Annotated in this window: 23 protein-coding genes and 1 tRNA gene; 8 read left to right on the top strand and 16 right to left on the bottom strand. The window is 69.7% G+C overall.

Annotated elements, in window-relative coordinates:
• Window positions 1-12 precede the first annotated feature (12 nt).
• The 8 genes from ACUZ2Y_RS00150 to ACUZ2Y_RS00185 form a co-directional block, all read right to left on the bottom strand.
• Window positions 13-1,104: an acyl-CoA dehydrogenase family protein gene (locus ACUZ2Y_RS00150; protein ID WP_476325656.1), complete on the bottom strand. Its 1,092-nt coding sequence runs from the start codon at window positions 1,102-1,104 to the stop codon at window positions 13-15.
• A 280-nt stretch (window positions 1,105-1,384) separates the two neighbouring features.
• A complete protein-coding gene (locus tag ACUZ2Y_RS00155; protein ID WP_476325658.1) occupies window positions 1,385-1,792 on the bottom strand; it encodes a RidA family protein in 408 nt (135 codons plus the stop codon).
• Window positions 1,789-2,616 (bottom strand): enoyl-CoA hydratase family protein, encoded by an 828-nt coding sequence (locus tag ACUZ2Y_RS00160; protein WP_476325660.1) that lies wholly within the window; start codon window positions 2,614-2,616, stop codon window positions 1,789-1,791. The genes ACUZ2Y_RS00155 and ACUZ2Y_RS00160 overlap by 4 nt, the downstream gene beginning before the upstream one ends.
• On the bottom strand, window positions 2,613-3,293 hold the full coding sequence (locus ACUZ2Y_RS00165; RefSeq protein ID WP_476325662.1) for an SDR family NAD(P)-dependent oxidoreductase: 681 nt from the start codon (window positions 3,291-3,293) through the stop codon (window positions 2,613-2,615). The genes ACUZ2Y_RS00160 and ACUZ2Y_RS00165 overlap by 4 nt, the downstream gene beginning before the upstream one ends.
• Entirely contained in the window at window positions 3,290-4,816 is a 1,527-nt protein-coding gene (locus ACUZ2Y_RS00170) for a benzoate-CoA ligase family protein (protein WP_476331478.1), read from the bottom strand. Before ACUZ2Y_RS00170 ends, ACUZ2Y_RS00165 begins: the two co-directional genes overlap by 4 nt.
• 30 nt (window positions 4,817-4,846) lie before the next feature.
• Entirely contained in the window at window positions 4,847-5,605 is a 759-nt protein-coding gene (locus tag ACUZ2Y_RS00175; protein ID WP_476325664.1) for a creatininase family protein, read from the bottom strand.
• On the bottom strand, window positions 5,602-7,650 hold the full coding sequence (locus tag ACUZ2Y_RS00180) for an oxidoreductase (protein WP_476325666.1): 2,049 nt from the start codon (window positions 7,648-7,650) through the stop codon (window positions 5,602-5,604). Before ACUZ2Y_RS00180 ends, ACUZ2Y_RS00175 begins: the two co-directional genes overlap by 4 nt.
• Window positions 7,647-8,486: an LLM class flavin-dependent oxidoreductase gene (locus ACUZ2Y_RS00185; protein ID WP_476325668.1), complete on the bottom strand. Its 840-nt coding sequence runs from the start codon at window positions 8,484-8,486 to the stop codon at window positions 7,647-7,649. The genes ACUZ2Y_RS00180 and ACUZ2Y_RS00185 overlap by 4 nt, the downstream gene beginning before the upstream one ends.
• 73 nt (window positions 8,487-8,559) lie before the next feature.
• Between ACUZ2Y_RS00185 and ACUZ2Y_RS00190 the strand changes: the two genes are divergently transcribed.
• The 4 genes from ACUZ2Y_RS00190 (at window position 8,560) to ACUZ2Y_RS00205 (ending at window position 11,810) form a co-directional block, all read left to right on the top strand.
• Window positions 8,560-9,366: a PaaX family transcriptional regulator gene (locus ACUZ2Y_RS00190; protein ID WP_476325670.1), complete on the top strand. Its 807-nt coding sequence runs from the start codon at window positions 8,560-8,562 to the stop codon at window positions 9,364-9,366.
• Entirely contained in the window at window positions 9,363-10,166 is an 804-nt protein-coding gene (locus ACUZ2Y_RS00195; protein ID WP_476325672.1) for a tryptophan 2,3-dioxygenase, read from the top strand. Before ACUZ2Y_RS00190 ends, ACUZ2Y_RS00195 begins: the two co-directional genes overlap by 4 nt.
• Window positions 10,163-11,320 (top strand): kynureninase, encoded by a 1,158-nt coding sequence (locus ACUZ2Y_RS00200; RefSeq protein ID WP_476325674.1) that lies wholly within the window; start codon window positions 10,163-10,165, stop codon window positions 11,318-11,320. Before ACUZ2Y_RS00195 ends, ACUZ2Y_RS00200 begins: the two co-directional genes overlap by 4 nt.
• Window positions 11,321-11,390: 70 nt before the next feature.
• Window positions 11,391-11,810, top strand: a complete 420-nt coding sequence (locus ACUZ2Y_RS00205) for a CBS domain-containing protein (RefSeq protein ID WP_476325676.1) — start codon at window positions 11,391-11,393, stop codon at window positions 11,808-11,810.
• A 279-nt stretch (window positions 11,811-12,089) separates the two neighbouring features.
• On the opposite strand, the gene ACUZ2Y_RS00210 is transcribed toward ACUZ2Y_RS00205, so the two are convergent.
• Window positions 12,090-13,169: a winged helix DNA-binding domain-containing protein gene (locus tag ACUZ2Y_RS00210; protein WP_476325678.1), complete on the bottom strand. Its 1,080-nt coding sequence runs from the start codon at window positions 13,167-13,169 to the stop codon at window positions 12,090-12,092.
• Window positions 13,166-13,591: a nitroreductase family deazaflavin-dependent oxidoreductase gene (locus ACUZ2Y_RS00215; RefSeq protein WP_476325680.1), complete on the bottom strand. Its 426-nt coding sequence runs from the start codon at window positions 13,589-13,591 to the stop codon at window positions 13,166-13,168. Before ACUZ2Y_RS00215 ends, ACUZ2Y_RS00210 begins: the two co-directional genes overlap by 4 nt.
• 140 nt (window positions 13,592-13,731) lie before the next feature.
• On the opposite strand from ACUZ2Y_RS00215, the gene cmk reads away from it, so the two are divergent.
• The 3 genes from cmk to der are packed head-to-tail and all read left to right on the top strand — an operon-like array spanning window position 13,732 to window position 16,468.
• Window positions 13,732-14,427, top strand: a complete 696-nt coding sequence (gene cmk, locus ACUZ2Y_RS00220; protein WP_476325682.1) for a (d)CMP kinase — start codon at window positions 13,732-13,734, stop codon at window positions 14,425-14,427.
• Entirely contained in the window at window positions 14,424-15,068 is a 645-nt protein-coding gene (locus ACUZ2Y_RS00225; protein ID WP_476325684.1) for a lysophospholipid acyltransferase family protein, read from the top strand. The genes cmk and ACUZ2Y_RS00225 overlap by 4 nt, the downstream gene beginning before the upstream one ends.
• The gene (der, locus tag ACUZ2Y_RS00230; protein ID WP_476325686.1) at window positions 15,065-16,468 is read left to right on the top strand and encodes a ribosome biogenesis GTPase Der; all 1,404 of its coding nucleotides are present in this window, start codon (window positions 15,065-15,067) and stop codon (window positions 16,466-16,468) included. Before ACUZ2Y_RS00225 ends, der begins: the two co-directional genes overlap by 4 nt.
• On the opposite strand, the gene ACUZ2Y_RS00235 is transcribed toward der, so the two are convergent.
• Window positions 16,469-17,257 carry an alpha/beta fold hydrolase gene (locus ACUZ2Y_RS00235; protein ID WP_476325688.1) on the bottom strand — a complete coding sequence of 263 codons (789 nt, stop codon included), beginning with the start codon at window positions 17,255-17,257 and terminating at the stop codon, window positions 16,469-16,471.
• A 28-nt stretch (window positions 17,258-17,285) separates the two neighbouring features.
• Complete coding sequence (locus tag ACUZ2Y_RS00240) at window positions 17,286-17,609, bottom strand: hypothetical protein (RefSeq protein ID WP_476325690.1); 324 nt, start codon at window positions 17,607-17,609, stop codon at window positions 17,286-17,288.
• A 441-nt stretch (window positions 17,610-18,050) separates the two neighbouring features.
• Here ACUZ2Y_RS00240 and ACUZ2Y_RS00245 point away from each other — a divergent pair.
• A tRNA-Pro gene (locus ACUZ2Y_RS00245) sits at window positions 18,051-18,124 on the top strand.
• 109 nt (window positions 18,125-18,233) lie between these two features.
• On the opposite strand, the gene ACUZ2Y_RS00250 is transcribed toward ACUZ2Y_RS00245, so the two are convergent.
• From ACUZ2Y_RS00250 to ACUZ2Y_RS00265, 4 genes are all read right to left on the bottom strand, one after another.
• Window positions 18,234-19,262 (bottom strand): tyrosine-type recombinase/integrase, encoded by a 1,029-nt coding sequence (locus ACUZ2Y_RS00250; RefSeq protein ID WP_476325692.1) that lies wholly within the window; start codon window positions 19,260-19,262, stop codon window positions 18,234-18,236.
• A gap of 182 nt (window positions 19,263-19,444) precedes the next feature.
• Window positions 19,445-19,624, bottom strand: coding sequence for a helix-turn-helix transcriptional regulator (locus ACUZ2Y_RS00255; RefSeq protein WP_476325694.1), 180 nt, complete (start codon window positions 19,622-19,624; stop codon window positions 19,445-19,447).
• On the bottom strand, window positions 19,602-20,978 hold the full coding sequence (locus ACUZ2Y_RS00260) for a replication initiator (RefSeq protein WP_476325696.1): 1,377 nt from the start codon (window positions 20,976-20,978) through the stop codon (window positions 19,602-19,604). Before ACUZ2Y_RS00260 ends, ACUZ2Y_RS00255 begins: the two co-directional genes overlap by 23 nt.
• A gap of 85 nt (window positions 20,979-21,063) precedes the next feature.
• Window positions 21,064-21,789: a DUF2637 domain-containing protein gene (locus tag ACUZ2Y_RS00265; protein WP_476325698.1), complete on the bottom strand. Its 726-nt coding sequence runs from the start codon at window positions 21,787-21,789 to the stop codon at window positions 21,064-21,066.
• Window positions 21,790-21,826 lie beyond the last annotated feature (37 nt).

Consider the following 21,826-nt stretch of genomic DNA (forward strand, 5'->3'; position numbering starts at 1 on the left):
GCCCGCATGGTCTCAGCGGGCACCGACACTCTTGAACAAGCTGCGCGCGATGATCTCCCGCTGGATCTCGGACGCGCCCTCGTAGATGCGGGGCGCCCGCACTTCCCGGTAGAGGTGTTCGAGCAGGTGCCCCCGTTCGAGCGCGCGGGCGCCGTGCACCTGGATGGCGAGGTCGACGGCCACCTGCGCGGTCTCGGTGGCGAACAGCTTGGCCATCGCGGACAGGTGCCCGGTCGTCCCCGGCTCAGCGTCGTAAGCGGCGGCCGCGTCGTGGACCAACAGCCGCGCGGCCCGCAGCCGGGTCGCCACATCGGCGAGCTGGTGCGACACCCCTTGGAACGAGGACAGCGACCGCCCGAACGCCTGCCGCTGCGCCGCATGCGCCACCGCCGCGTCCAGCGCGGCCTGCGCCATGCCGACCGCGAACGCGCCGACGCTGGGCCGGAACATGTCGAGGGTGCGCATCGCGACGCCCCAGCCGCCATCGACGTCGCCGAGGACGTGCGAGCGGGGAACGTGCACACCGTCGAACCGCAACCGCCCGATCGGGTGCGGCGCCAACAGGTCGATGTGTTCACCCGTGAGACCAGGGGTGTCCCGCGCGACCGCGAAGGCGGTGATGCCGCGGGCGCCCGCGCCGTCGGTGGTGCGGGCGAACACCGAGTACACCTCGGCTTCCGGCGCGTGCGAGATGTAGGTCTTCTCCCCGTCGAGCACGAAGTCATCGCCGTCCACGCTGGCCCGCAACGCCAACGACGCCGCATCGGACCCGGCGTCCGGCTCGGTCAGCGCGAACCCCACGGCGGCCTCGCCCGCGGCGATCCGCGGAATCCACGCCTCGACCACCTCGGGTGTCCCGGCGAGCAGAATCGGATACGCGCCAAGCCCCTGGAGCGCGAACGCCGTCTCAGCCTCCGTGCAATGGCGCGCGAGAGCCTCACGGATGATGCAGAGGTCCATCGCGGAGGTCGGCACATACCCGCGCTCGCCCCGCTGGAAGATCCGCCCGAGCAACCCATGCTCCGCCAGGGCGGCGAGCAGCGGTCGGTTGATCCGCCCGGGCACGCCTTGCTTGGCAATCTCCAGGAGCGGCCCCGCTGCCATTTTCTCGGTGTACGCGGCCAACTCCGCCCCACCAGCCCGTTTTGCTTGCCCGTCGTCGCGGGGCAGCGGTAGGCCGGTCCGTTCTTGTCCTTCTCCGTCGCGCGGTCGGTCGGAGGGTGCGCCGGCCACTTCCCCGCCGGCCTGCTCTTCTTGTTCTTCGTCATCGCGCAGCCCACCAGACAGCCCCCGCCCTTCCCCGGGGGGACGGCCCTTGGCCAGTCTATCGGTGGGGGGTGACAAAGGATCTTGGTTTGCGGGGGGCTGTGGATAACTTTGCGGGTCATTCATCGGGGATCACCGCGGTACCGATCAGTTCGATCATTGCTTCGGCGTCGAAGAGTTCGGTGACGCCGAGGAGGGCGACGGCGGGGTAGTGGCGGCCGAAGTGCTTGCGCCACAACGGGCCCAGCTCCGGCAACGCCGCCTTGTACGCGGACACGCCGGTCACGTAGATCACCAGCGACACCAAGTGGCCGGGGGAGCCACCTGCCGCCGCGAGGGCCGCCACGACATTTCCCGCGGCGACATCGAATTGGTCCGCCATGGTGGTGCCGACGATGGTCCCGTCCGCGTCTTGGGCGGTTTGGCCGCCCAGGTACGCGGAGCGACCCGGGGTGGCGATGACGGCGTGGGCGAAGCCGACTGGGGCGGCCAGGCCGGGGGCGGTCACGATCTCGTGCGGGGTCATCGGCCGGTCCAGACCGGGCGGCGGCCCGCCGACCACGCGGCGTAGAACTCGGCGTGGTCGGAGCTCTTCATCAAGAGGGCCTGGGTGATCGCCTCCAGTTCGATGGCGCTGCCCAGGTCCATGTCCAACTCCCGGGTGAGCAGCACCTTCGTCGTGGAATACGCCAGGGCCGGGCCGTCGGCGAGCCGGCGGGCCAGAGCGGTGGCGGTGGCAGGCAGGTCTTCGTCGTCGACGACCTGGGTGGCCAGGCCGATGCGGTCGGCCCGATCGGCGTCGACTTTGTCGCCGAGGATCAGCAGTTCCGTCGCCCGGCCAAGGCCCACCAGGCGGGGGAGCAGGTAGGCCGAACCCATGTCCGCGCCCGCCAAGCCGACCTTGGTGAACAGGAACGCGAACGCCGCCGACCGGGCCATCAGGCGGAAGTCGCTGGCGAGGGCGATCACCGAGCCCGCGCCCGCGGCGATGCCATTGATCGCCGCGATGACCGGCAGCGGGCATTCTCGCAGCGCCTTCACCACCGCGCCGGTCATGCGGGTGAACTCCAACAGCTGCGCCGGTTCCATCCGCCGCAGCTCGCCGATGATCTCCTCGACGTCGCCGCCCGAGCAGAACCCGCGGCCCTCGCCGCGCAGGACCAACACCCGGGCGTCGCCGCGGTGGGGGAGCTCGGCCAAGAGATCCCGTAGGTCGGCGTAGACATCGAAGGTCAGCGCGTTGAGCTTCTCCGGTCGGTTGAGCGTCACCGTGGCCACGCCGTCGGTGACGTCGAAGCCGAAGTGCTCCCACTTCTCGGTAAAACCAGGCGAAGCCCTGAAAGGACTCACTGAACCCCTCCTCCATCAAGTACAAGCGTTTGCCCATTGACCGCCCCGGCCTCGGGCGCGGCCAGGAACGCCACGGCGAACGCGACCTCGTCCGGTTCCAACAACCGACCCAGCGGCGACATCGCGGCCAGCGCCGCCTCGCCGTCCCGCCCGGTCCGCTCCTCGATCCGCCGCACGGTCTGGTCCGTCATGTCCGTCCGCACGTACCCCGGACACACGGCGTTCGACGTCACCCCGGTCCCCGCGACCTCTGCCGCGACCGCCCGCATCAAGCCGACCGCGGCATGTTTCGAGGCCGTATACCCTGACGTGTAACGGAACCCAACACGGCCGGCGACCGAGGCGACCGTCACGATCCGCCCACTGTCCCGTTCGGACATTCCCGGCAGGACCGCCCGCGTGCACAGGAACGCGCCAGTGGCGTTGACCGCCAACTGTGCCTCCCAGTCGGCCAGCCGGGTCCGGGCCAGCGGCGCGCTGGTCGAGATGCCCGCGTTGTTCACCAAGACATCGACCGGCCCCAGGCCCGCGAAAAACGACGCCACGGCATCCTCATCGGTGACATCGCACTCAGCGCGCCCCACAGCGACCACCTCGTCGCCCGCGGCCCGGAACCGCGCCGCCACCGCGGCCCCGATGCCCCGGGTTCCGCCGGTCACCACCACAATCCTGCTCACCGCGCCACATCCAACCCGCGCAGCGCCCGCCGGTCGAGCTTCCCGTTGGTGGTCCGGGGAAGCGCGTCGACGAACACGATCCGCTCCGGGGTCTTGTGCGGGGACAAACGCTCCCGCACATACGCGCGCAGATCCTCGGCATCAATGTCCACTCGCGACACGACGAACGCGTACGGCCGGACCAGTCCCTCGGTCTCGTGGCCCGCCACGGCGCACTCGATGACGTCCGGGTGGCCGATCAGGCAGTGCTCGATCTCACTCGGCGCCACCCAGATGCCGCTGACCTTCAACAGGTCGTCCGCACGCCCCTGATAGTGGAACGCGCCGTCGGCGTCGCGGCTGAACAAGTCTCCCGTGTGAACGGTGTCGCCGCCCGGAAACGTTTGCGCCGACTTGTCCGGGTCGCCGTAGTACCCGACCGCCGCCGTCGCGCCGATGATCTCCAGCGTTCCCGTCTCGCCCTCCGGCGCCTCAACCCCGTCGAAGTCGACGATCCGCGCCCGATACCCCGGGACCAGCGTGCCGACGCTGCCGGTCCGAGCCGCGCCCGGCCGGTTGGAGATGTAGATGTGGTACGCCTCCGACGACCCGATCCCATCGACCACCTCGACACCGAACGCCTTGTCCCACTTGCGGTGCAGCTCCGGCGGCAGCGCCTCACCCGCCGACGTGCACAGCCGCAGGCAGCTCAGATCCTGCGAAGCGGCGGCCGGATGCGCGACCATCGCGCTCATCATCGTGGGCACGTTCACCAGGATCGTCGGCCGGTACTTCGCGATCAGCTCGAAGATCCGCTCCGGCGTCGTGCGCTCGCCGAACACGATCCCAGCGCCACCAACGCCGAACGGGTAGAGCGCGGCGAGATCGCGGGCGTAGCCGAAGAACAGCTTGGGCACCGGCAGCACGATGTCGTCCGGCCCGAGGTCGAGCACCCCACGGGCGTACCAGTCGTGGCTGAGAACGGGCGAGCGATTGGTGTGCACGCAGGCTTTCGGCGCTCCCGTGCTCCCGGTGGTGAACTTCCACAATGCCACGTCGTCGCGGTGCGTGGGCGCGGAGTCCAGCCGGGGCGACGCTTCCCCGACCAGCGAGGCGAAGTCGTACTCGTTGTCCCGCAACGAGGTCTCGCCGATCACCAGCACCTTGCGGCCGGCGGTCCCGGCCTCGCGGACCCGGTCGAGAGTGGTCAGGTCGACGACCACGACGGCGGCGTCGGTGTAGTCCAGGAAGTACGCGTAGTCCTTGGCGGGCAAGAATGTGTAGACCTCGGCGGTGATCGCCCCGATCTTCTGCGCGGCGTACCAGGTGGCGACGAACTCGACGCCGTCACAGAGCGCCAGCAGCACCCGCTGCCCGGCTCGAACGCCGAGGTCGTGCAGGACGTTGCCGACGCGGTTGGTCAGCGATGCCAGTTCAGCGTAGGTCGTGGGACCCGTGGGTCCGAGCAGGGCGGTGCGCTCACCCCGCCCCTCGGCCAGGTTGCGGTCGAGAAAGTACGTCGCCAGGTTGAGCCGGTCGGGGATGTCCTCGTAGCGCAACACCTCGGTGTCCTCTCATTCCTGATCGGCCAGGTCGCGGATGACGTCGATCAGCAGCTCGGTCAGGGTGTCGAAAGTGGACTGTCCTTCCTCGGCGGTCGCCTCGGCGGGCGATCCGCAGTACGCCTGGTCCATCCCCATCGCCATGAAGTCGGTTCGACCCTCGCGCATGGCTTTGGGCATGTCGACGATGAGCGGGGGCAACCCGCGCATCACCGACGCGTCGACCAGTGCGGGCTGGTCGGCGAGCACCAGCGAAGTCTCGTAGCGACCCGCGTGGCAGGAACCGGACTGGAACTCCTCGGTGAGCCGCTCGACATTGCGGCGCCGTAGCAGATGCAGGTATCCAGTTCGGATACCGTGCTCGGCCAACGAGTCGACCGCCCAGGTCAGCGCCGTCACGTGCTCGGGCTCGAAGTGGTTGTTCACCAGGACGACCTTGGTGAAACCTTGCCGCGCAAGGGAAGTGCACACATCGACCACGATCGCGTGCAGCGTCTCCGCGCTGATGCCGACCGCACCGGGAAACGCCTCGCCGTAGTGCGTGACCCCGTAGGGCAAGGCAGGCAGGATCAGCACCCGCACAGCGGGGTCATCGGCGAGCCGCTCAGCCGCGCGTGAGCACATCCCGGCCGAGATGATCGGGTCCGTCGACAGTGGAGCGTGCGGTCCGTGCGGCTCGATCGCGCCCACCGGCAGCAGCAACACCGGAGTCCGGTCGCCCGCAAGGACATCCGCGACCTGCGGTGAGCTGAGGTCGGCGAACTGGGTCATGACAACACCACCGCCTCGATCGGTGACGGTTCCGGTGCGAGCACGCACAGGTCGGCGCGACCGGCGGCGACGATCGTGTTCACCTCGTCCGGTGTGGTCAAGTATCCGCCCACCAGAGTCGGCACGCCCGCCTGATTGCGCACCTGGTCCGAGAGCGTCGTCAGGTAGCCGCGCCGGAACTCCGGCCGCGCCTCGGCCACGCTCTGCCCGGCCCGCACGTGGATCAGGTCCGCCCCATGCTCGTGCACGGCCTTGGCCAGCCGGATTCCCTCCGGCAGCCCGAGTCCGCGCGGCGCCCAGTCGGTCACGGTCAACCGCACCGAGAGCAGCCGCGGCCACACCGCACGCACCGCGTCGAGCACCGAGAGCGGATACGCCCACCGGTGCTCCCCACCCCACTCGTCGTCGCGCCGGTTCGTCAGCGGCGACAGGAAACCCGCCAGCAGGTGACCGTCGGCCATGTCCAGTTCCAGCACGTCGATACCAGCGTCGGCCGCCCGAGTCGCCCCGTCGGCGAACGCCTGCCGGACAGTGTCGAGATCCTCGGCGTCCATGGCTTTCGGCGTCTGCGCGAACGGCCCGAACGGCACCGCGGACGCGGCCAGCAGCGGCCACGCCCGGTCGGCGGGCAGCGGGATGTCGAGCCCGTGCGCAGGCGGTCGCGTCGCACCGCGGGCCCCCGCGTGGGTCAACCGCAGACCCACCAAGGCGCCTGCCTCGTGCAGCTCGTCGACGTTCGCGGTCGACGTCAAGGGCGTGTCGGGGCAGATCCGGCCCTCGGGCGACACCGCGATGGGACCGGCCAAGACGAGTCCGGCCCCTGCCCGGGCCGCGCGCACCGAGTCGTCCTCGGCGACCAGCCGATTCGGCAGCGTCGCGGCACCCAGGCGCAGCGGTGCGAACAGCGGGGGAGGGGCGACCGCGCCGGGGACCATCGACGCCCCCGAGGCGAACCAGGCGTCGAGCACCCGGATCAGGTCGGGGTCGCGCTGCGCGAGGTTCGTGTGCGAGACCCGGCCGCTGCGGGTCAGCAGGTTGAACGCGAACTGGACCGGCTCGAACCCGGTATAGGTGGCGGTCCGGCCGAAGTACGCCGCGCTCTCGCCCGCCGCCTGCTGGAACCGCTCCACCATCGGCTGGCGGTCCAGTTCGTACTCGGTCAGCGCCGCGCCGAGGTCACTGTGTCGGGCCAGCGCGGTGGCCAGCGCGATCGCGTCCTCCATCGCCAGCTTCGTGCCCGAGCCGATGGAGAAGTGCGCGGTGTGCGCGGCGTCGCCGAGGAGCACCACATTGCCGCGGTGCCAGCTCGTGCAGCGGACAAGCGGGAAGTCCAGCCACAGCGACCGGTTCGACATCAGCCGGTGCCCGCCGAGATCGTCGGCGAAGAGCTTCTCGCAGAACGCGATGCTGTCCGCTTCGCTCATCGTGTCCAGCCCGGCCCGGCGCCACACCGGCTCGGCGCACTCGACGATCCACGTGCTCGTGTTCTCGTCGAACGGGTACGCGTGCGCCTGGAACAGGCCGAACTCGGTCTCCTTGAAGGAGAACGTGAACGAGTCGAGCACCAGGTCCGTACCGAACCAGACGTACTTGCACCCCTGTGGCTTCACCGACGCGCGAAAATCCCGGGTGCGCACCCGGCTGTTCGCGCCGTCCGCGGCCACCACGAGATCCGCCTCGGGCAGCTCATCCACCTCGACGCCGAATCGCAGGTCCGCACCGAGTTCCGCGGCCCGGCGCTGCAGGATCGACAGCAGGTGCTTGCGGGCGATCGCGGAGAACGTGTGTCCACGCGAGCGCAGCAGCTTGCCCTGATACCGGATGTCCACAGTGGACCAACGGGCGAACGAGTCGGTGATCTCCAGGTGGGTCACCGGGTCCGCGTCGCGCAGTGCGCCGAGTGTTTCCTCGGAGAACACCACGCCCCAGCCGAAGGTCGCGTCCGGCGCGTTGCGTTCCAGCACCGACACGTCGTGCCCGGCCTTGCGCAGCAGGATCGCCAGGTAGAGGCCCGCCGGTCCGGCGCCGACGATGGCGACCTTCATGACAGCGCCTCGGCCAGGCGGTCCAGGTCGTCGAGGTCGGCCACGGTGGGGAACAGGATCAGCTCGTCGCAGCCCTCGTCGGCGTACCCGCGCACGTAGTCCTTGACCTCTCGGACACTCGTCAGCGCGCCCGCGGCGATCTTCTCGGCGAACGGACCGGTGAAGGCGTAGTAGTCGCGCAGGTAGTCGCGGCCGCGCTCGGCGTCGCCCAGCGCGATGTATCCCTGACCCCACAAGGCAGGAGCGCCTGGACGGCCGAGATCGCGCCAGGCGGCACGGGCTTTCGTCGCCGCTGAGCCGAACGCCCGCGGCGGTCCGCCGCCGTGGGCGTAGCCGTCGCCGTAGCGGGCCATCCGGGCCAGCGCGGCGCCGCTCGTGCCGCCGACGAGCAACTCGATTCCCTTGGCCCCGAACGGAACTACCGGCCCGATGCCCGTCGAGTCGAACTCGCCGCGCAAGTACGCGAGTTGAGTCGACAGCGCGGCGCCGCGGGTGCGGTGGTCCACCCCGGCCGCGTCGTAGTCGTCGAGTCGCGCGCCTACCGCGAGGCCGAGCGTGAAGCGCCCGCCGGACAGCGCGTCGACCGACACCGCCTGCTTGGCGAGCATCGCCGGACCGCGCAGCGGCCCGATCGCGATCATCGTCGCCAGCCCGATCCGACTGGTCACCGCCGCGGCCGCGGACAGCGCCGCGAACGGCTCGACGCTGTCGTAGCGCACCCGGTCGAGCACGGCGAGCGTGGAGAACGGCCCGCCGTCGGCCCGCCGGGCCCACTCGACGAGCGTCGCGCCGTCACATCCCGGAACGGTGTTGGGGAGCCCGATACCGACCTTCACCAGCGTCACATCCTTGTGGCCGCGGTCACGTCCTACGAAAAACCCTACGGTTGACCCAGCTGAGGTGTCAACTATGCTCCGGACTGTGTTCGAACCCGCGCCGCAGGACCTCGTCCTGACCATTCTCGGAGCGCACGTCGGCCCCCGCGAGGGCACCGCCGTGTGGTCCGGCGGGCTCGTCGCCCTGCTGGGTGAATTCGGTTTCACCGAGGGCGCGGCCCGGGTGGCCCTGACCAGGCTGGTCCGCCGTGACCTGCTCGAACGGGTCAAAGACGGCCGGATGGTCTTCTACACGGTCACCCCGCGCGCCGCCGCCGTGCTCGCTGAGGGCGACCGGCGCATCTTCGGTCTTGGCCGCGAGTCGGCGCCGGGCCCGTGGACGATCCTGTGGCACACGATCCCGGAGTCGCAGCGCGTCTCCCGCGCCCGCCTGGTGGCTCGGCTGCGGTTCCTCGGCTTCGGCTCCGTGCAGGACGGCACCTGGCTCGCCCCGCGCGACCGCACCGCCGAGGTGGCCGCCCTGCTCGACCAGCTCGACGTGAGCGCGCATGCTGGGGTGATGGTCGGCGAGCCCGCCCAGGTGCCCGACTTCGCGGCCTTCGTGCCCCGGGTCTGGGACCTCGACGCCCTCGCGGCCCGCTACGAGTCGTTCGTCGCCGAGTTCAGCCACGCTAATGCCGACGATCCGCGCTCGGCGTTCGCGCTGCGGGTCCGACTGATGCACACCTACCGCCAGTTCGCGCTGCTCGACCCCGAGCTGCCCGCCGATCTCGTCGCGCCGCCGCCCTGCCGGGCCGCGGCCGTGACGCTGTTCCACCACGCCTACCCGGCGCTCGCGCCCCAAGCGCAGCGCCACTTCGACGGAGTGATGACGCCGTGACCGACCAGTCCGCAGACACAACCGCATCCCTTACCTACACCTCGTACCTGGCGCTCGACGAGGTGCTGGGGGCGCAGCGGCCGCGCTCCGACGAGCACGACGAGATGCTGTTCATCGTCATCCACCAGGTCTACGAGCTGTGGTTCAAGCAGCTGCTGCACGAACTCGACGAACTGCAGCGCGTCCTGGTGTCCGGGCACACCCCGCACGCGGTGCGGGTGCTGCGCCGGGTGCTGACCATCTTCAAGGTCATCGTCGCGCAGATCGACGTCCTGGAGACGATGACGCCGCGCCAGTTCACCAGCTTCCGGACCCGCCTCGACGCGTCCAGCGGCTTCCAATCCGCGCAGTTCCGCGAGTTGGAGGCGGTGCTCGGCAGGCGCGACGAGCGCGCGTTCGCCCACTACCCGCGGGGCGGTGCGCAGCGGGCCCAGATCGAGGGCGCGATGTCGCGGCCGTCGGTGTTCGACTCGTTCCTGGCCTACCTGCATTCCCACGGCTACGCCGTCCCGGTCGACCTGCTCGAACGCGACGTACGCAAGCCGGTGGAGCCCTCGCCGGGACTGCAGAAGGTGCTGCTGCAGGTCTACGCCGACGACTCCGGTCCGTCCACAGTGGCCGAACACCTCGTCGACCTCGACGAGGGCCTGCAGGAGTGGCGCTACCGGCACGTGAAGATGGTCGAGCGCACCATCGGCGACAAGCCGGGAACCGGTGGCTCGCCCGGGGCGGCCTACCTGCGCAAAACCCTTTTCCAGCCGGTGTTTCCCGACCTGTGGGCCGTGCGGAGCGAACTGTGAGCGATCTGGCCGCGCACTACAGCCGTTTCCGCGTCGCCGACCGGTTGCTGCTCACCGGCCACTCGCACCAGGCGTGGCCGGATGTCGCGCTGGAGGGCCAGATCGAGGCGTTCGACGACGCCGCGTCCACTGTGGACGAGAAGTGGTCGCGCGCGTTCGTCAAGGCCGACAAGCTGCGCGACTGGTACCGCGTCCTGCTCGACGACCCGGCAGGCGACATCGCGCTCGGGTCGAACACCCATGAGCTCGTGGTGCGCTTCCTTTCCGCGCTGGACATGGATTCCCGGCCACGGCTGGTCACCACCGACGGCGAGTTCCACACCCTGCGCCGCCAACTCGCCCGGCTCGCCGAGGAGCGGATCGAGGTCGTGCAGGTGCCCGCGCTGCCCGCCGACACCCTGGCCGAGCGGCTGGCCGCCGAGGTGAACTCCTCGACGGCGGCCGTGCTCGTGTCGTCGGTCCTGTTCGAGACCTCGCGCATCGTCCCCGACCTCGGCAGTGTGGCGTTCACCTGCGCCGGGCACGGCGTCGAACTGCTCGTGGACGCCTACCACGCGCTCGGCGTCGTCCCGATGTCGCTGCCAGACGCGGGACTGACCGACGCGTGGGTGGTCGGCGGCGGCTACAAGTACCTGCAACTGGGGGAGGGCAACTGTTTCCTGCGGTTGCCCGCGCACGCCCAGCGGCTGCGCCCGGTCATCACCGGCTGGTTCGCCGAGTTCGACGCGCTCGCCGACGAGAAGGACCCCACCCGGGTCACCTACGGCCCCGGCGCCACCAGGTTCGCCGGCTCCACTTACGACCCGACGAGCCACTACCGCGCCGCCGCGGTGATCGACTTCTTCGCCGACCAGCGGTTGACGGCGCCGGTGCTGCGTGACATCTCGCTGCGCCAGACCACCCTGCTCGCCACCGCGTTCGACGACCTCGGCCTGCCCGAGTCGGTGGCCACCCGGGACCGTTCCCCGCGTACCCTCTTCGGCGGCTTCCTGGCCATCCGGACACCGCGCGCAGCCGAGTGCCAGCGGGCCCTCGCCGAGCGCGGCGTGCTCACCGACAGTCGCGGCGAACACTTGCGCTTCGGCCCGGCACCGTACCTGCGCGACGACCAGCTGCGCGCCGCGATGGCGGCATTCGGCGAGGTCAGCGCGTGATCGAGTCGCCGTGCGGCGGTGGTGGGGGCACGCTGGGAGGGTCGTGACCACCCAGCGGAAGGAGCCGCGAATGACTACCGCTCGCGACATCATGCATGCCGGTGCCGAGTGCATCAACGAGGACGAAAGCCTGCTCGTGGCCGCGCGGATGATGCGCGATCTCGACGTCGGCTCGCTGCCGATCTGCGGCAACGACGACCGGCTGCACGGGATCATCACCGACCGCGACATCGTGCTGAGGTGTTGCGCCGAGGGGAAGAACCCGGCCGACATGAAGGCCGCCGACCTCGCCAACGGCGCCCCGCACTGCGTCATGGTCGACACCGACATCAGCCAGGTGCTGCGCACCATGCAGTCCCACCAAATCCGGCGCGTCCCGGTCCTCGAGGGCAAGCGCCTCGTCGGGATGATCAGCGAGGCCGACGTGGGCAGGCACCTGTCGGAGGACCAGATCGCCCAGTTCGTCGAAAGCGTCTACGCAGCCAGGTGAACCACCACGCTGAGCCGCCTTCGGGACGCCGAAGGCAGCTCAGCCGATCTCCACCCGCAGGTCCCGACACATTCCCACACTTGGCACCCGCGCCGACGCCATAAGCCGACCACGCCGACGCCGTAGGCGAGGCCAACGCCTACGCTTTAGTCGAGCCGCGCCGATGCCATAAGCGAGGCCCACGCCGATGCCTAGGGCGAGGTCCCCAACCACTCGAAGGTGCACCCCCACCAAAGCCGGGCAGTTCGGAGCCTCAGGTGATCGCGGCGACTGAGCCGCTCAGCTCAGTTCCACCCGCTGGTCCTCGACCTCCCCAGCCAGGAACGCCAACAACCGCGCCCCCTCCTGCTCAGCCTCATCCCGCACCGCACCAGACCACGGGTCGAACGGCCGCACCCTCAGCACCGCCCGCTCCTTGCCGATCTCCGTAGTCCACACACCCGCCGTAACCCCATCGACGAGGACCAACCGGGGAATCGGCCCATGCGGGTCAAAGTTCTGCTCCTTGACCCGCGGCGTGATCACCCGAGACCGGTCGGCGTGCGACAGCAGCAGGTTGTCGAAGTCATACAGGAACCGCACCGGCGCCGGCGTGTCCTCGTCCGGTCGCGGCGCGTCCGGTAAGTCGAACAATTCCCGTCCGCTCTCGTCGGTAAAGGTGACCAGCTCCATCCCCTCCACCACCTCCGACAGTTTGGTCAGCCCCGACCACGTCTGCACGTCCTTCACCGACGCCGGGCCGAACGCGCCCAGGTAGCGCCGGACCATGCCGGCGAGCGTCAGCTCTTCGACCTCCAAGTCCCCGAGCCAGTGCGAAGCCGTGGTGTGCGCCGCCTTGCCTGACCGTCCCCACAGCCCGCGCGGGGTGACCTGCACCAGCGGCGCGTCCGCCCGCACGGCCTGGGCCAGCGCCGACGGGTCGTGGTCGGGCCACTTCGGGGTCAGCGCCTTGCCCAGCTCACCGAACGTCATCGCCTGCTCCTCGAGCACCGAGCGACCCGCCGCCAGCAGTTCGTCCCGGTCGACCCCGACGAGGTGTCTGCCGTAGATCGCGTTCGTGGCGCTCGTCAGCATCGCGGCCAGCAGGGGCCGCAGCCGCACGCAGTCGGCGGCGCTGACCAGGTGGATGGTCGAGCGCATCAGCGCGATCCGCACCAGCTCCCGCGACTGCAAGGCGTCCGACACCTGCGACGGGGTGAGGTCGCGCAGCCGCGACCACAGACCCACGTACCAGGTGTGCGGTGTCTGCGCCTGCAGGCCGACCAGGTGCTCGACCGCGTCGACGACCCCGAGGTCGGAGCGTTCGAGGAGTAACTGCCGGGCCAGCGTCGCCCGGTTCAGCGCGCGAGTGCTGATCACACCCGCTCCAGCACGACCACGGGGATGTCGCGCGGGGACTTGCGCTGGTAGGAGGCGTACGTCGGGAACACCGCAACCATCGCCGCCCACAGCTCCGGCTTCTCCTCCGCAGTCGCGGTGCGCGCGCGGGCGGCGAACACCTCGCCGCGGATCTGCACAGTGACCTCCGGGTCGGCCGTGAGGTTGAGGTACCAGGCCGGGTGCTTCACCGCGCCGGCATTGGAAGCGACCAGCAGATACCGGCCGTCGGACTCGCCGAAGATCAGCGCGGTGCGCCGCGACTGACCCGATTTGCGTCCGCGCGTGGTCAACAGCAGCGTCGGATAGCCGTTGAACAGGTACCCGTCGGCGCCGTCGGTCTCGACGTAGCGCTGGATGTGCCTGGCCACCCACCCGGTCGAGCTGTCCGTGATCTCGGTCATGCCACGACGGTATCGCGGCCCACCGACATCGCCCGGGCGTCGGGCCGCCGGAGGGGCCAGGCAGAATAGAGCACTGGTCTGGGACAAATCAGCAGGAGGATGCCGCGGTGGGACAGGGTCAGCTTCGTGGAGTCGTCGCGATGGACGGACCCTCGGGCACCGGCAAATCCACCGTAGCGCGTCGGCTGGCGGCCTCGCTCGGCGCGGGCTACCTCGACACCGGGGCGATGTACCGGGCGGTGACGCTGGCCGTGCTGCGCGCGGGCGTCGACCCGGCCGACGTGACCGCGGTCCGCCGCGTCGCCGAGGCCACCGACCTGCACGTCGGCACCGACCCCAACCGCGCCATCGTCCACCTGGGCTCCCAGGACGTCGCCACCGAGATCCGCGGCCAGCAGGTCACCCTCGCCGTCTCGGCGGTCTCCGCGGTGCCGAAGGTGCGCGAGCTGCTGGTCGCCCGGCAGCGGCAGATCATCAGCGAGGTCCGGGCCACCCTCGGCGGGATCGTCGTCGAGGGCCGCGACATCGGCACCGTGGTCTCGCCGGACGCCGGGCTCAAGGTCTACCTCACCGCGTCCGCCGACGCGCGCGCCGCGCGGCGCACCCGGCAGGACAGCGCCGAGGGCCGCACGGCCACCGTCGACGCGGTCAAGGCCGACGTGGAGCGCCGCGACCGGCTCGACTCGACCCGGGCGGCGTCGCCGCTCAAGCAGGCCGAGGACGCGGTCGAGGTCGACACCACCGAACTCGACATCGACGGCGTGGTCGCGCACCTGCTCGATCTGGTCCGTGACCGCGGCCTGAGCGGCACATCCGTGCAACCGGCGGGTCGATGACCACAGAGCTGCCCGCGGGGGCACTGCCCTGGCTGCACGACGTCGGCCGGATGATCGGACGCTGGGGTTTCCGCCCCGCGTTCCGCATCCGCGTGCACGGAATCGAGCGGGTCCCACGCACGGGACCCGTCGTGCTGGTCGCGAACCACAGCTCCATGCTCGAACCGCAGCTCATCTTCGGAATGCTGCCGCGCCGTTCGGTGTTCCTGGTTAAGCAGGAGATGTTCCGCGGCATCGCGGGACGGGGTCTTCGCGCGATCGGGCAGGTCCCGGTCAAGCGCGGCGAACCCGACCGGACCCCGCTCCTGACCGCGGTCGACGTCCTCAAGGGCGGCGGCCTGGTCGGCGTCTTCCCCGAAGGAACCCGAGGCGAGGGCAACGTCGCGGTCGCCGAGCAGGGCGCGGCCTGGCTGGTCCGCTCGACCGGCGCGACCGTGCTGCCGGTGGCGACCCGCGGCACACACCGGCCGGAAGGCGCCCGGCGGCGGTTTCGCCCCAGGGTCGACATGATGGTGGGCGAGCCGTTCGACCTGGCGGTCGGACGCGGGCGCACCGGCCTCCTTGAGGCCACCGAACAGATCCGGGTCCGGCTCGCCGGCCTGGTTGACGAACTTGACGAACAGCGGAAGCGGAATCAATGACAGAGCTCGATGGCACCTGGTCCGACGAGTCCGAATGGGACTCGATCGGCGACGAGTTCGCCGATGACGATGGCGAGGCCACCCCGAAGCCGGTGCTCGCCGTCGTCGGGCGCCCGAACGTGGGCAAGTCCACGCTGGTCAACCGCATCCTCGGCCGTCGCGAGGCGGTCGTGCAGGACACCCCTGGCGTCACCCGCGACCGTGTCGCCTACGACGCGCTGTGGAACGGCCGCAAGTTCACCGTGCTCGACACCGGCGGCTGGGAGCCCAGCGCCGACGGTCTCGCGGGCGCGGTCGCCGCGCAGGCCGAGTACGCGATGACCCACTCCGACGCGGTCGTCGTCGTCGTCGACGCCACGGTCGGCGCCACCGCGACCGACGAGGCCGTGTCCAAGGTCCTGCGTCGCGCGAAGGTGCCGGTCATCCTGGTCGCCAACAAGGTCGACGACGACCGGCTGATCGCCGACACGGCGTCGCTGTGGTCGCTCGGCCTGGGCGAGCCGTTCCCGGTCAGCGCCCTGCACGGACGCAACTCCGGCGACCTGCTCGACGCGATCCTCGCCGCGCTGCCCGAGTCGCCCAAGGACACCTTCGGCGTGCAGGGCGGCCCCCGCCGCGTCGCGCTGGTCGGCAAGCCCAACGTGGGCAAGTCCAGCCTGCTCAACCGGCTCACCGGCGAGAACCGCGCGGTCGTCGACTCGGTCGCGGGCACCACGGTCGACCCGGTCGACTCCATCGTCGAACTCGACGGCGAACCGTGGCGTTTCGTGGACACCGCGGGCCTGCGCAAGCGGGTCAACTTCGCCAGCGGCACCGAGTACTACGCGTCGCTGCGCACCAAGGCGGCCATCGAGTCCGCCGAGGTCGCCATCGTCCTCCTCGACGCCAGCGAGCCGATCGCCGAGCAGGACCTGCGGGTGCTGACGATGGTCGTCGAGTCGGGTCGCGCGTGCGTGCTGGCCTTCAACAAGTGGGACTTGGTCGATGAGGACCGCCGCCACGCGATGGTTCGTGAGCTTGAGCGCGGTCTGGTGCGGGTGCCGTGGGCGGAGAAGGTCAACGTCTCGGCGCTGACCGGCCGCTCGGTTCGCAAGCTCGCCCCGGCGCTGCGGACGGCGTTGAACTCGTGGGACCAGCGCGTCTCGACCGGTCAGCTCAACTCGTGGCTGTCCGACCTGGTCGCGGCCACCCCGCCCCCGGTGCGTGGCGGCAAGCAGCCCAAGATCCTCTTCGCCACCCAGGCCTCGACCCGGCCGCCGACAATCGTGCTGTTCACCAGCGGCTTCCTCGAGGCGGGCTACCGCCGCTTCGTCGAGCGCAAGTTCCGCGAGACGTTCGGCTTCACCGGCAGCCCCGTACGGATCTCGGTTCGCGTGCGGGAGAAGAAAGCCCGCAAGTAGTCAGCGGGCGTGCGCCCGGACCAGCTCAGCGCTGCGTTCGGGCTGTTCCCACCAGAACAGGTGTCCGACCCCGTCCATCGTCTCCAGGCGGGCGTCGGGCACCAGGCTCGCCAGGTGCTGCCCGTTCGCCGGCAGGATCATCTCATCCGCGCTCCCGTGCACGACGAGCGTCGGCAGGTCGAGATTCCGCAGGCCCGCCACCGCGTCATGTTGAAGCACGGCCTGCAGCTGCATGAGGATCACCGGCGACGGGACGCGCACCGATAGCGACACCTCGGTGAACTGCGCGAACCGGGACTCGTCGGCGCGGAACGCGGGGGACAGGTTCGCCTCGTAGCCCGCGCGCAGGATCTTGCTGACATCGCCGGCGTTCATCGCCTCGACCATGCGCAGCGGGCCCGGCGCCGTCAATGAACCGCCCGGCCCGGCGTAGGTGCAGCCCAAGGTGAGCGTGCGGATCCGGTCGGGGTGTCGCACGGCGAGTTCCTGGGCCACCATGCCGCCCATCGAGATACCCAGCACGTGCGCGTCGTCCCAGCCCACGGCGGCCATCAGCTTCGCCGCGTCCTCGGCCATCTCGGCCACCGTGAACGGCTCGTCGGCCCGGTCGCTCTCGCCGATGCCTCGGTGGTCGAACGCGAGCACGTCGTAATCCTGTTCGAGCAGCGACAGGAACGGCTCGCCCCAGATGGCGTGGTGCCCGGCCATGCCCTGGATCAGCAGCAGCGGAGCGCCCTGGCCGCGGCGGATGTAGTGCAGCTTGCGGTCACCCAAGTCGGCGATCGGCACGGCGGGTCTCCTGTCGTCGCACCCCACCTTAAATGGCGCGCGCCCGCCTGCCGATGGCCACCTCGACGACCGCGCCGAGCACCTGCTTGACCGATGCGCGCGACCGTGCGTCGCGCGAGACGATCGGGACGTCGTCGGTGAGGTCGAGTGCCTCCCGGACCTCGCCGAGGTCGAAACGCGTGCCGTCGTCGACCAACGCGACCGGCACCGACTCGACCGCCGCGGTCACCGCCCGGTAGCCGCGCACCTCGACAGTCATCGCGTAGCCGACCAGGCTGAGCACGATGGTCAGGGAGACGGCCAGCATCTGGGTCAGCCTGCCGCGAACAGAACCACGTCTACGCTCGGTCATGAGTCCTCAGGTGTGCTGAACGGCCTTTAGTCGGCGGCGTCAGTCTATGGCTGCGCGTTGCCTTTTCGGGCGTTTTGAATGCGGTACCTCGCACTGTTCACACGGCTGGTTCCGGGGTTCACCCACAGGCAACAAATGGTCGTGGAACCGCGCTCTACCAGCAACTTTCCATCCCGCAGTGTGGCTCTAGCGCGATACCGTTAACTGTTGTTGACGAAATCTCACGGCACTCTTCGGCCCTATGTGCAATTCTGTTGAATTGGGCTCGCACTACCGTTTTCGACGGGCATTGGACAATGTGAGGACGGCTACACCCATTCCCATTTACGGGACCGGGATCGCCCCACGTCCGCGGCAAGATCCACAAGACGGCCGCCCCGATTAGATCCCCACGAGGCCGGTGCGCTAGTCTTGCCCAGCACCCGCGAGAGCGGATGTGGCCGGGCTGTGGCGCAGTTTGGTAGCGCACTTGACTGGGGGTCAAGGGGTCGCAGGTTCGAATCCTGTCAGCCCGACTCGGAAGACACGTTTACGCAGGTAGACGGCTTGCCAGTCGACAGTAAACACGAACCGCCCTAGGGCTGTGCAACATATGCACAACATGCCCCAGGGCGGTTCGTTCGTTTACGCGGCCCGATCCTCCTCGTCCAGTGCCGCCGTTCGGCGGATGTCCAGCACGTCAGCCACCTCGTCGAGCCGGTCAGGCCACAGGTGCCCATAGACGTTCAGCGTCATCGACGCGTCGGCGTGGCCCAGCATGAGCTGAACAACCTTCACGTCAGCCCCGGCGGCGATCGCGAGGGACGCCGCAGTGTGGCGCAACTTGTGCGGGGTGAGCCCCTGCACTTTGAGCTTGGCGGCCTCGACAGCCGGAACGAATTCGCGAAGACGCCAGTTGTTCGCCCTCACTGGCTGCCCCCGCCCGGTCGTGAACAGCAGCTCATCCTCGGGGCGATCCCCGATCACGTCCCGCAGGATCGGCACGAGGGATGTCGGCAGCGCCACCGTCCGCTTCTTACCGCTCTTCGGTGGCCCCTCCCGCAGTCCGCCCTTTGCCTCAGTGAACGTGCTCACGACCCGGATTCGACGGCCATCCAGGTTGACGTTCTTGATCCGGAGCGCGGCAGCCTCACCGAGCCGCAGCCCGGTGTATGCCAGTAGCAAGACGAACGCTCTGTTGATCTCGGCGTGGGCAGTCGGCCGCCCGTACTTCGTCGTGAGGGTGCCCGCCGCCGTCGCCAGCGCCTCCACCTGCCGATAGGTGAGGTAGATGTGCTCCAACTCGGCGGGGATCGGAAGCTCGACGTCCTTGGCCGGATTCTGAGGCAATCGGTCCGGCACACACCAGATAAGGATCATGCTCAGCACGCGGTAGGCGTGCCGCGCCTGCGACGGACCGAGGCCGCTGCCGCCCTCACTCGACGGCTGGACCAACTTCCCGACCCAGACGCCGATGTCCTCTTTGGAGATCGCGTTCAATGGAACGTCGCCCCAGCGGGGTAGCACGTGATTGTCGAGGAGTCCCCGGTACTTCCACCACGTCGACGGCCTTAGCCCGTTGCGTGAACTCAGCCAGGTTTCGGCCACCGTTTCCAGCCGCACCCTTGACTTGGCAGGGTCCACATAGGAGCCGCTGAGAAGCGCGGTCTCCAACGTCGACCGTCTGGTTTCAGCGGGTGTCTTCGTGGAGAAGACCTCAGAGCGCAGGTCACCCGCAAGGTCGTAGTACTGAACCATCCACCGTCCCGGTGGTTCTCGACGAGCCTGCTTCGCCTTCTGAACCGCGTCCTTGTACCGCTTCGTGTTGGAGCGGTCGTAGATCCATACCCGCGCCATCAGAACGTCTCCAATGGTTGCCGGGCGAACCAGACGTAGACGTCCTCAGGGCTGTACTTCACGTGCTTCCCGACTCTGCGCCCCGGAGGGCCGTAGCCCTTGGTGCGCCACTGGTAGATGGTCTGAATGGGGATGCCGAGGAAGTCGGCGAGTTCCTTAGTCCCCCAGAGCTTTGACATGGTCGCTCTCCTCTCGGTACTTACGTGCGCGCTGATCGCGGACGCGGGTGGATATGGCGGCGGCGAGTTCTTGTTCGGCGTCGTCGCGGTAGCCGCTGCCGGTGAACTGCCAGTCGTTGACCAGCAGCGTGGTTTCCGGGTCGAGTTCGGCGGCGAGCAGGGATTCGGCGAGGCGGAACGCGCGCCGGTCACCCCGGATGGTCTTGAAGGTGGTGGAGTAGGCGCGGGACTTGGTGAGGAAGTGGCCCCGGAAGCCGAGCATGTGCGCCCAGCGGCGCAGGTTGAGGTCTTCGTACTCGGCCAGCTCGCCCAGGTCCCAGGCGGTTTGGATCATGCGCCGGTGGTGGTCGGAGACCTGTAGGTGGTCAATCGCGAGTTGCGAGCGGATAGGGCGGTCAGCCGCGGCTGAGGTGCTGGTGCCCTTGGTGGCGTACTTGGCGATGTACCCGGCTAGGGCTTGGTCCTTGATCCCGTCGCCGTCGGTGTCGTCGTCGGGTCCGGCGATGGTGCGGACGTCGACCTGTGAGCCCCACCGCAGCAGCAGCGGGCGCCCGTCGGTGCGGGTAAGTGGGCGGTCGCCGCCGGGGACGGTGGGGGTCACCGCGACCGAGGCCGCCGCCGTGGTGACCGCGTGGTCGAGCAGCTCGGGGGTTGCCCAGGCCGGGGGTGGGGTGTCGGGGCCGTCCGGGCCGTCGACGCGGACGAAGGCGTGGAAGTGGACCAGGCCGCGCCGCTGGTACTCGGCGACCTTGCCGTAGGACAGGCGCGCGTGGTTCTTGAACACCCGTTGCGGGATGCCGACCAGGCCCGCCAGTGTGCGGGTCACGGCTTGGGTGAACCGCGCCCACAACAGCCCGGTGTGTGCCTGCCAGAGCACCGCGCCTTCGTAGTCGTAGACGCGGGAGTCGATCGGCGTCCCGAGGCGGGTGTCGTGCTCGTGGTGGGAGGCCCCGCAGATGCAGCGCCGCACTTTCCCGCTGGCGGTGACGGCCCGGTTGTGCACGGCACCGAAGGAGGGGGCGGTCAGGGTGACGAACGCGCGAGGGTGGTGGGTGACGGTCTCGGGGACGCCTTTGGAGCCGCCGACGAGCCCGGCGCGGACGAGGTGGAAGGCGTCGGCGGCGTAGCGGTCCGAGCAGGTCGGGCACACCGACTCGCGGCGGTTGTTGCAGGGGACCATGACGTCTCCGTCGTGATCGTGGATCACCGTGCCGGTGGTGGTGTCGATGAGGGAGTAGCCACCGGTGAGGCGGATCGGTCGGGCGCACCCGCCGATGGCTTCCACTCGGGCGCGCCAGTCGTGGTAGTCGTCGGCCTGGATTCGGGCGGTCACCCGGTCCTCGAGTGTGAACATGCGGCTACCTCCTCGGAAGTTGTTGGGTGCAGCGAGAAGCGGGACACCACCCGGTCGGCAGTGCCCCGCTGGTTCTCGCGCGGTGTTAGGGGACGTGGTGCCCGTTGACGGGTGCGGCGAACTCGGCGAGCACCTGATCGACGAGGGAGTCCGGCAGCTCGACCACGGCCGTGATGTCGGCGGCGGTCGGTGTGCGCCCCTCGCTGCGGGCGGCGGCTATCGCGGCGGCGATCTTGCCCGCGACCGCAGGCGGCAGCTTGGTCCGAGGCACCCGCACCTGAGGCGCAGCAGGCGCAGGCGTCGGTGGCAGATCACGGGCAGGATCGACCGGGGCCGGAGCGGGCGGCGGTACCGGCGCCGGTGCCGGGGGTGCGGGTGCGGGTGGTGCCGGGGTGGCCGGGGTGGAAGCCGCGGGAACCTTCGCTGCCGGGGAGCGCATGAGGAGCTTGACCACGACGAGGAACCCGAGCGCGGGCATTGCCGCCAGCAGCCACCCGGCGAAGGTGTCACGGGCTTGGGAGACCTGGGAGGCCATTTGGATGGCGAAGGCGACCACGAGAACGACGATCGGGAAGCTCACGCGGCGGTGGTTGCCGTTGCGGTGGTCGCGCTGGATCTCGAAACCGGCGACCACCGCCATGCCTTCCACGACGACCGCGACGGCCCAGGCGAGCCACCCGTGTTGGCCGTTCTCCACGGCCCAGTCGTGGGTGTGTTTGAACCCGGCGGCGCCGCCGATCGCACCGAGGGTGGCGGCGATCCCCACACGGGTCACGTCCACCACTGACCATTTCCTGTCTTTGGTGGACACGGTGTGTCCCTCCTTTCGTTGTGCCGCAACGGTGTGC

This window comes from Actinokineospora sp. UV203 (assembly GCF_056323665.1).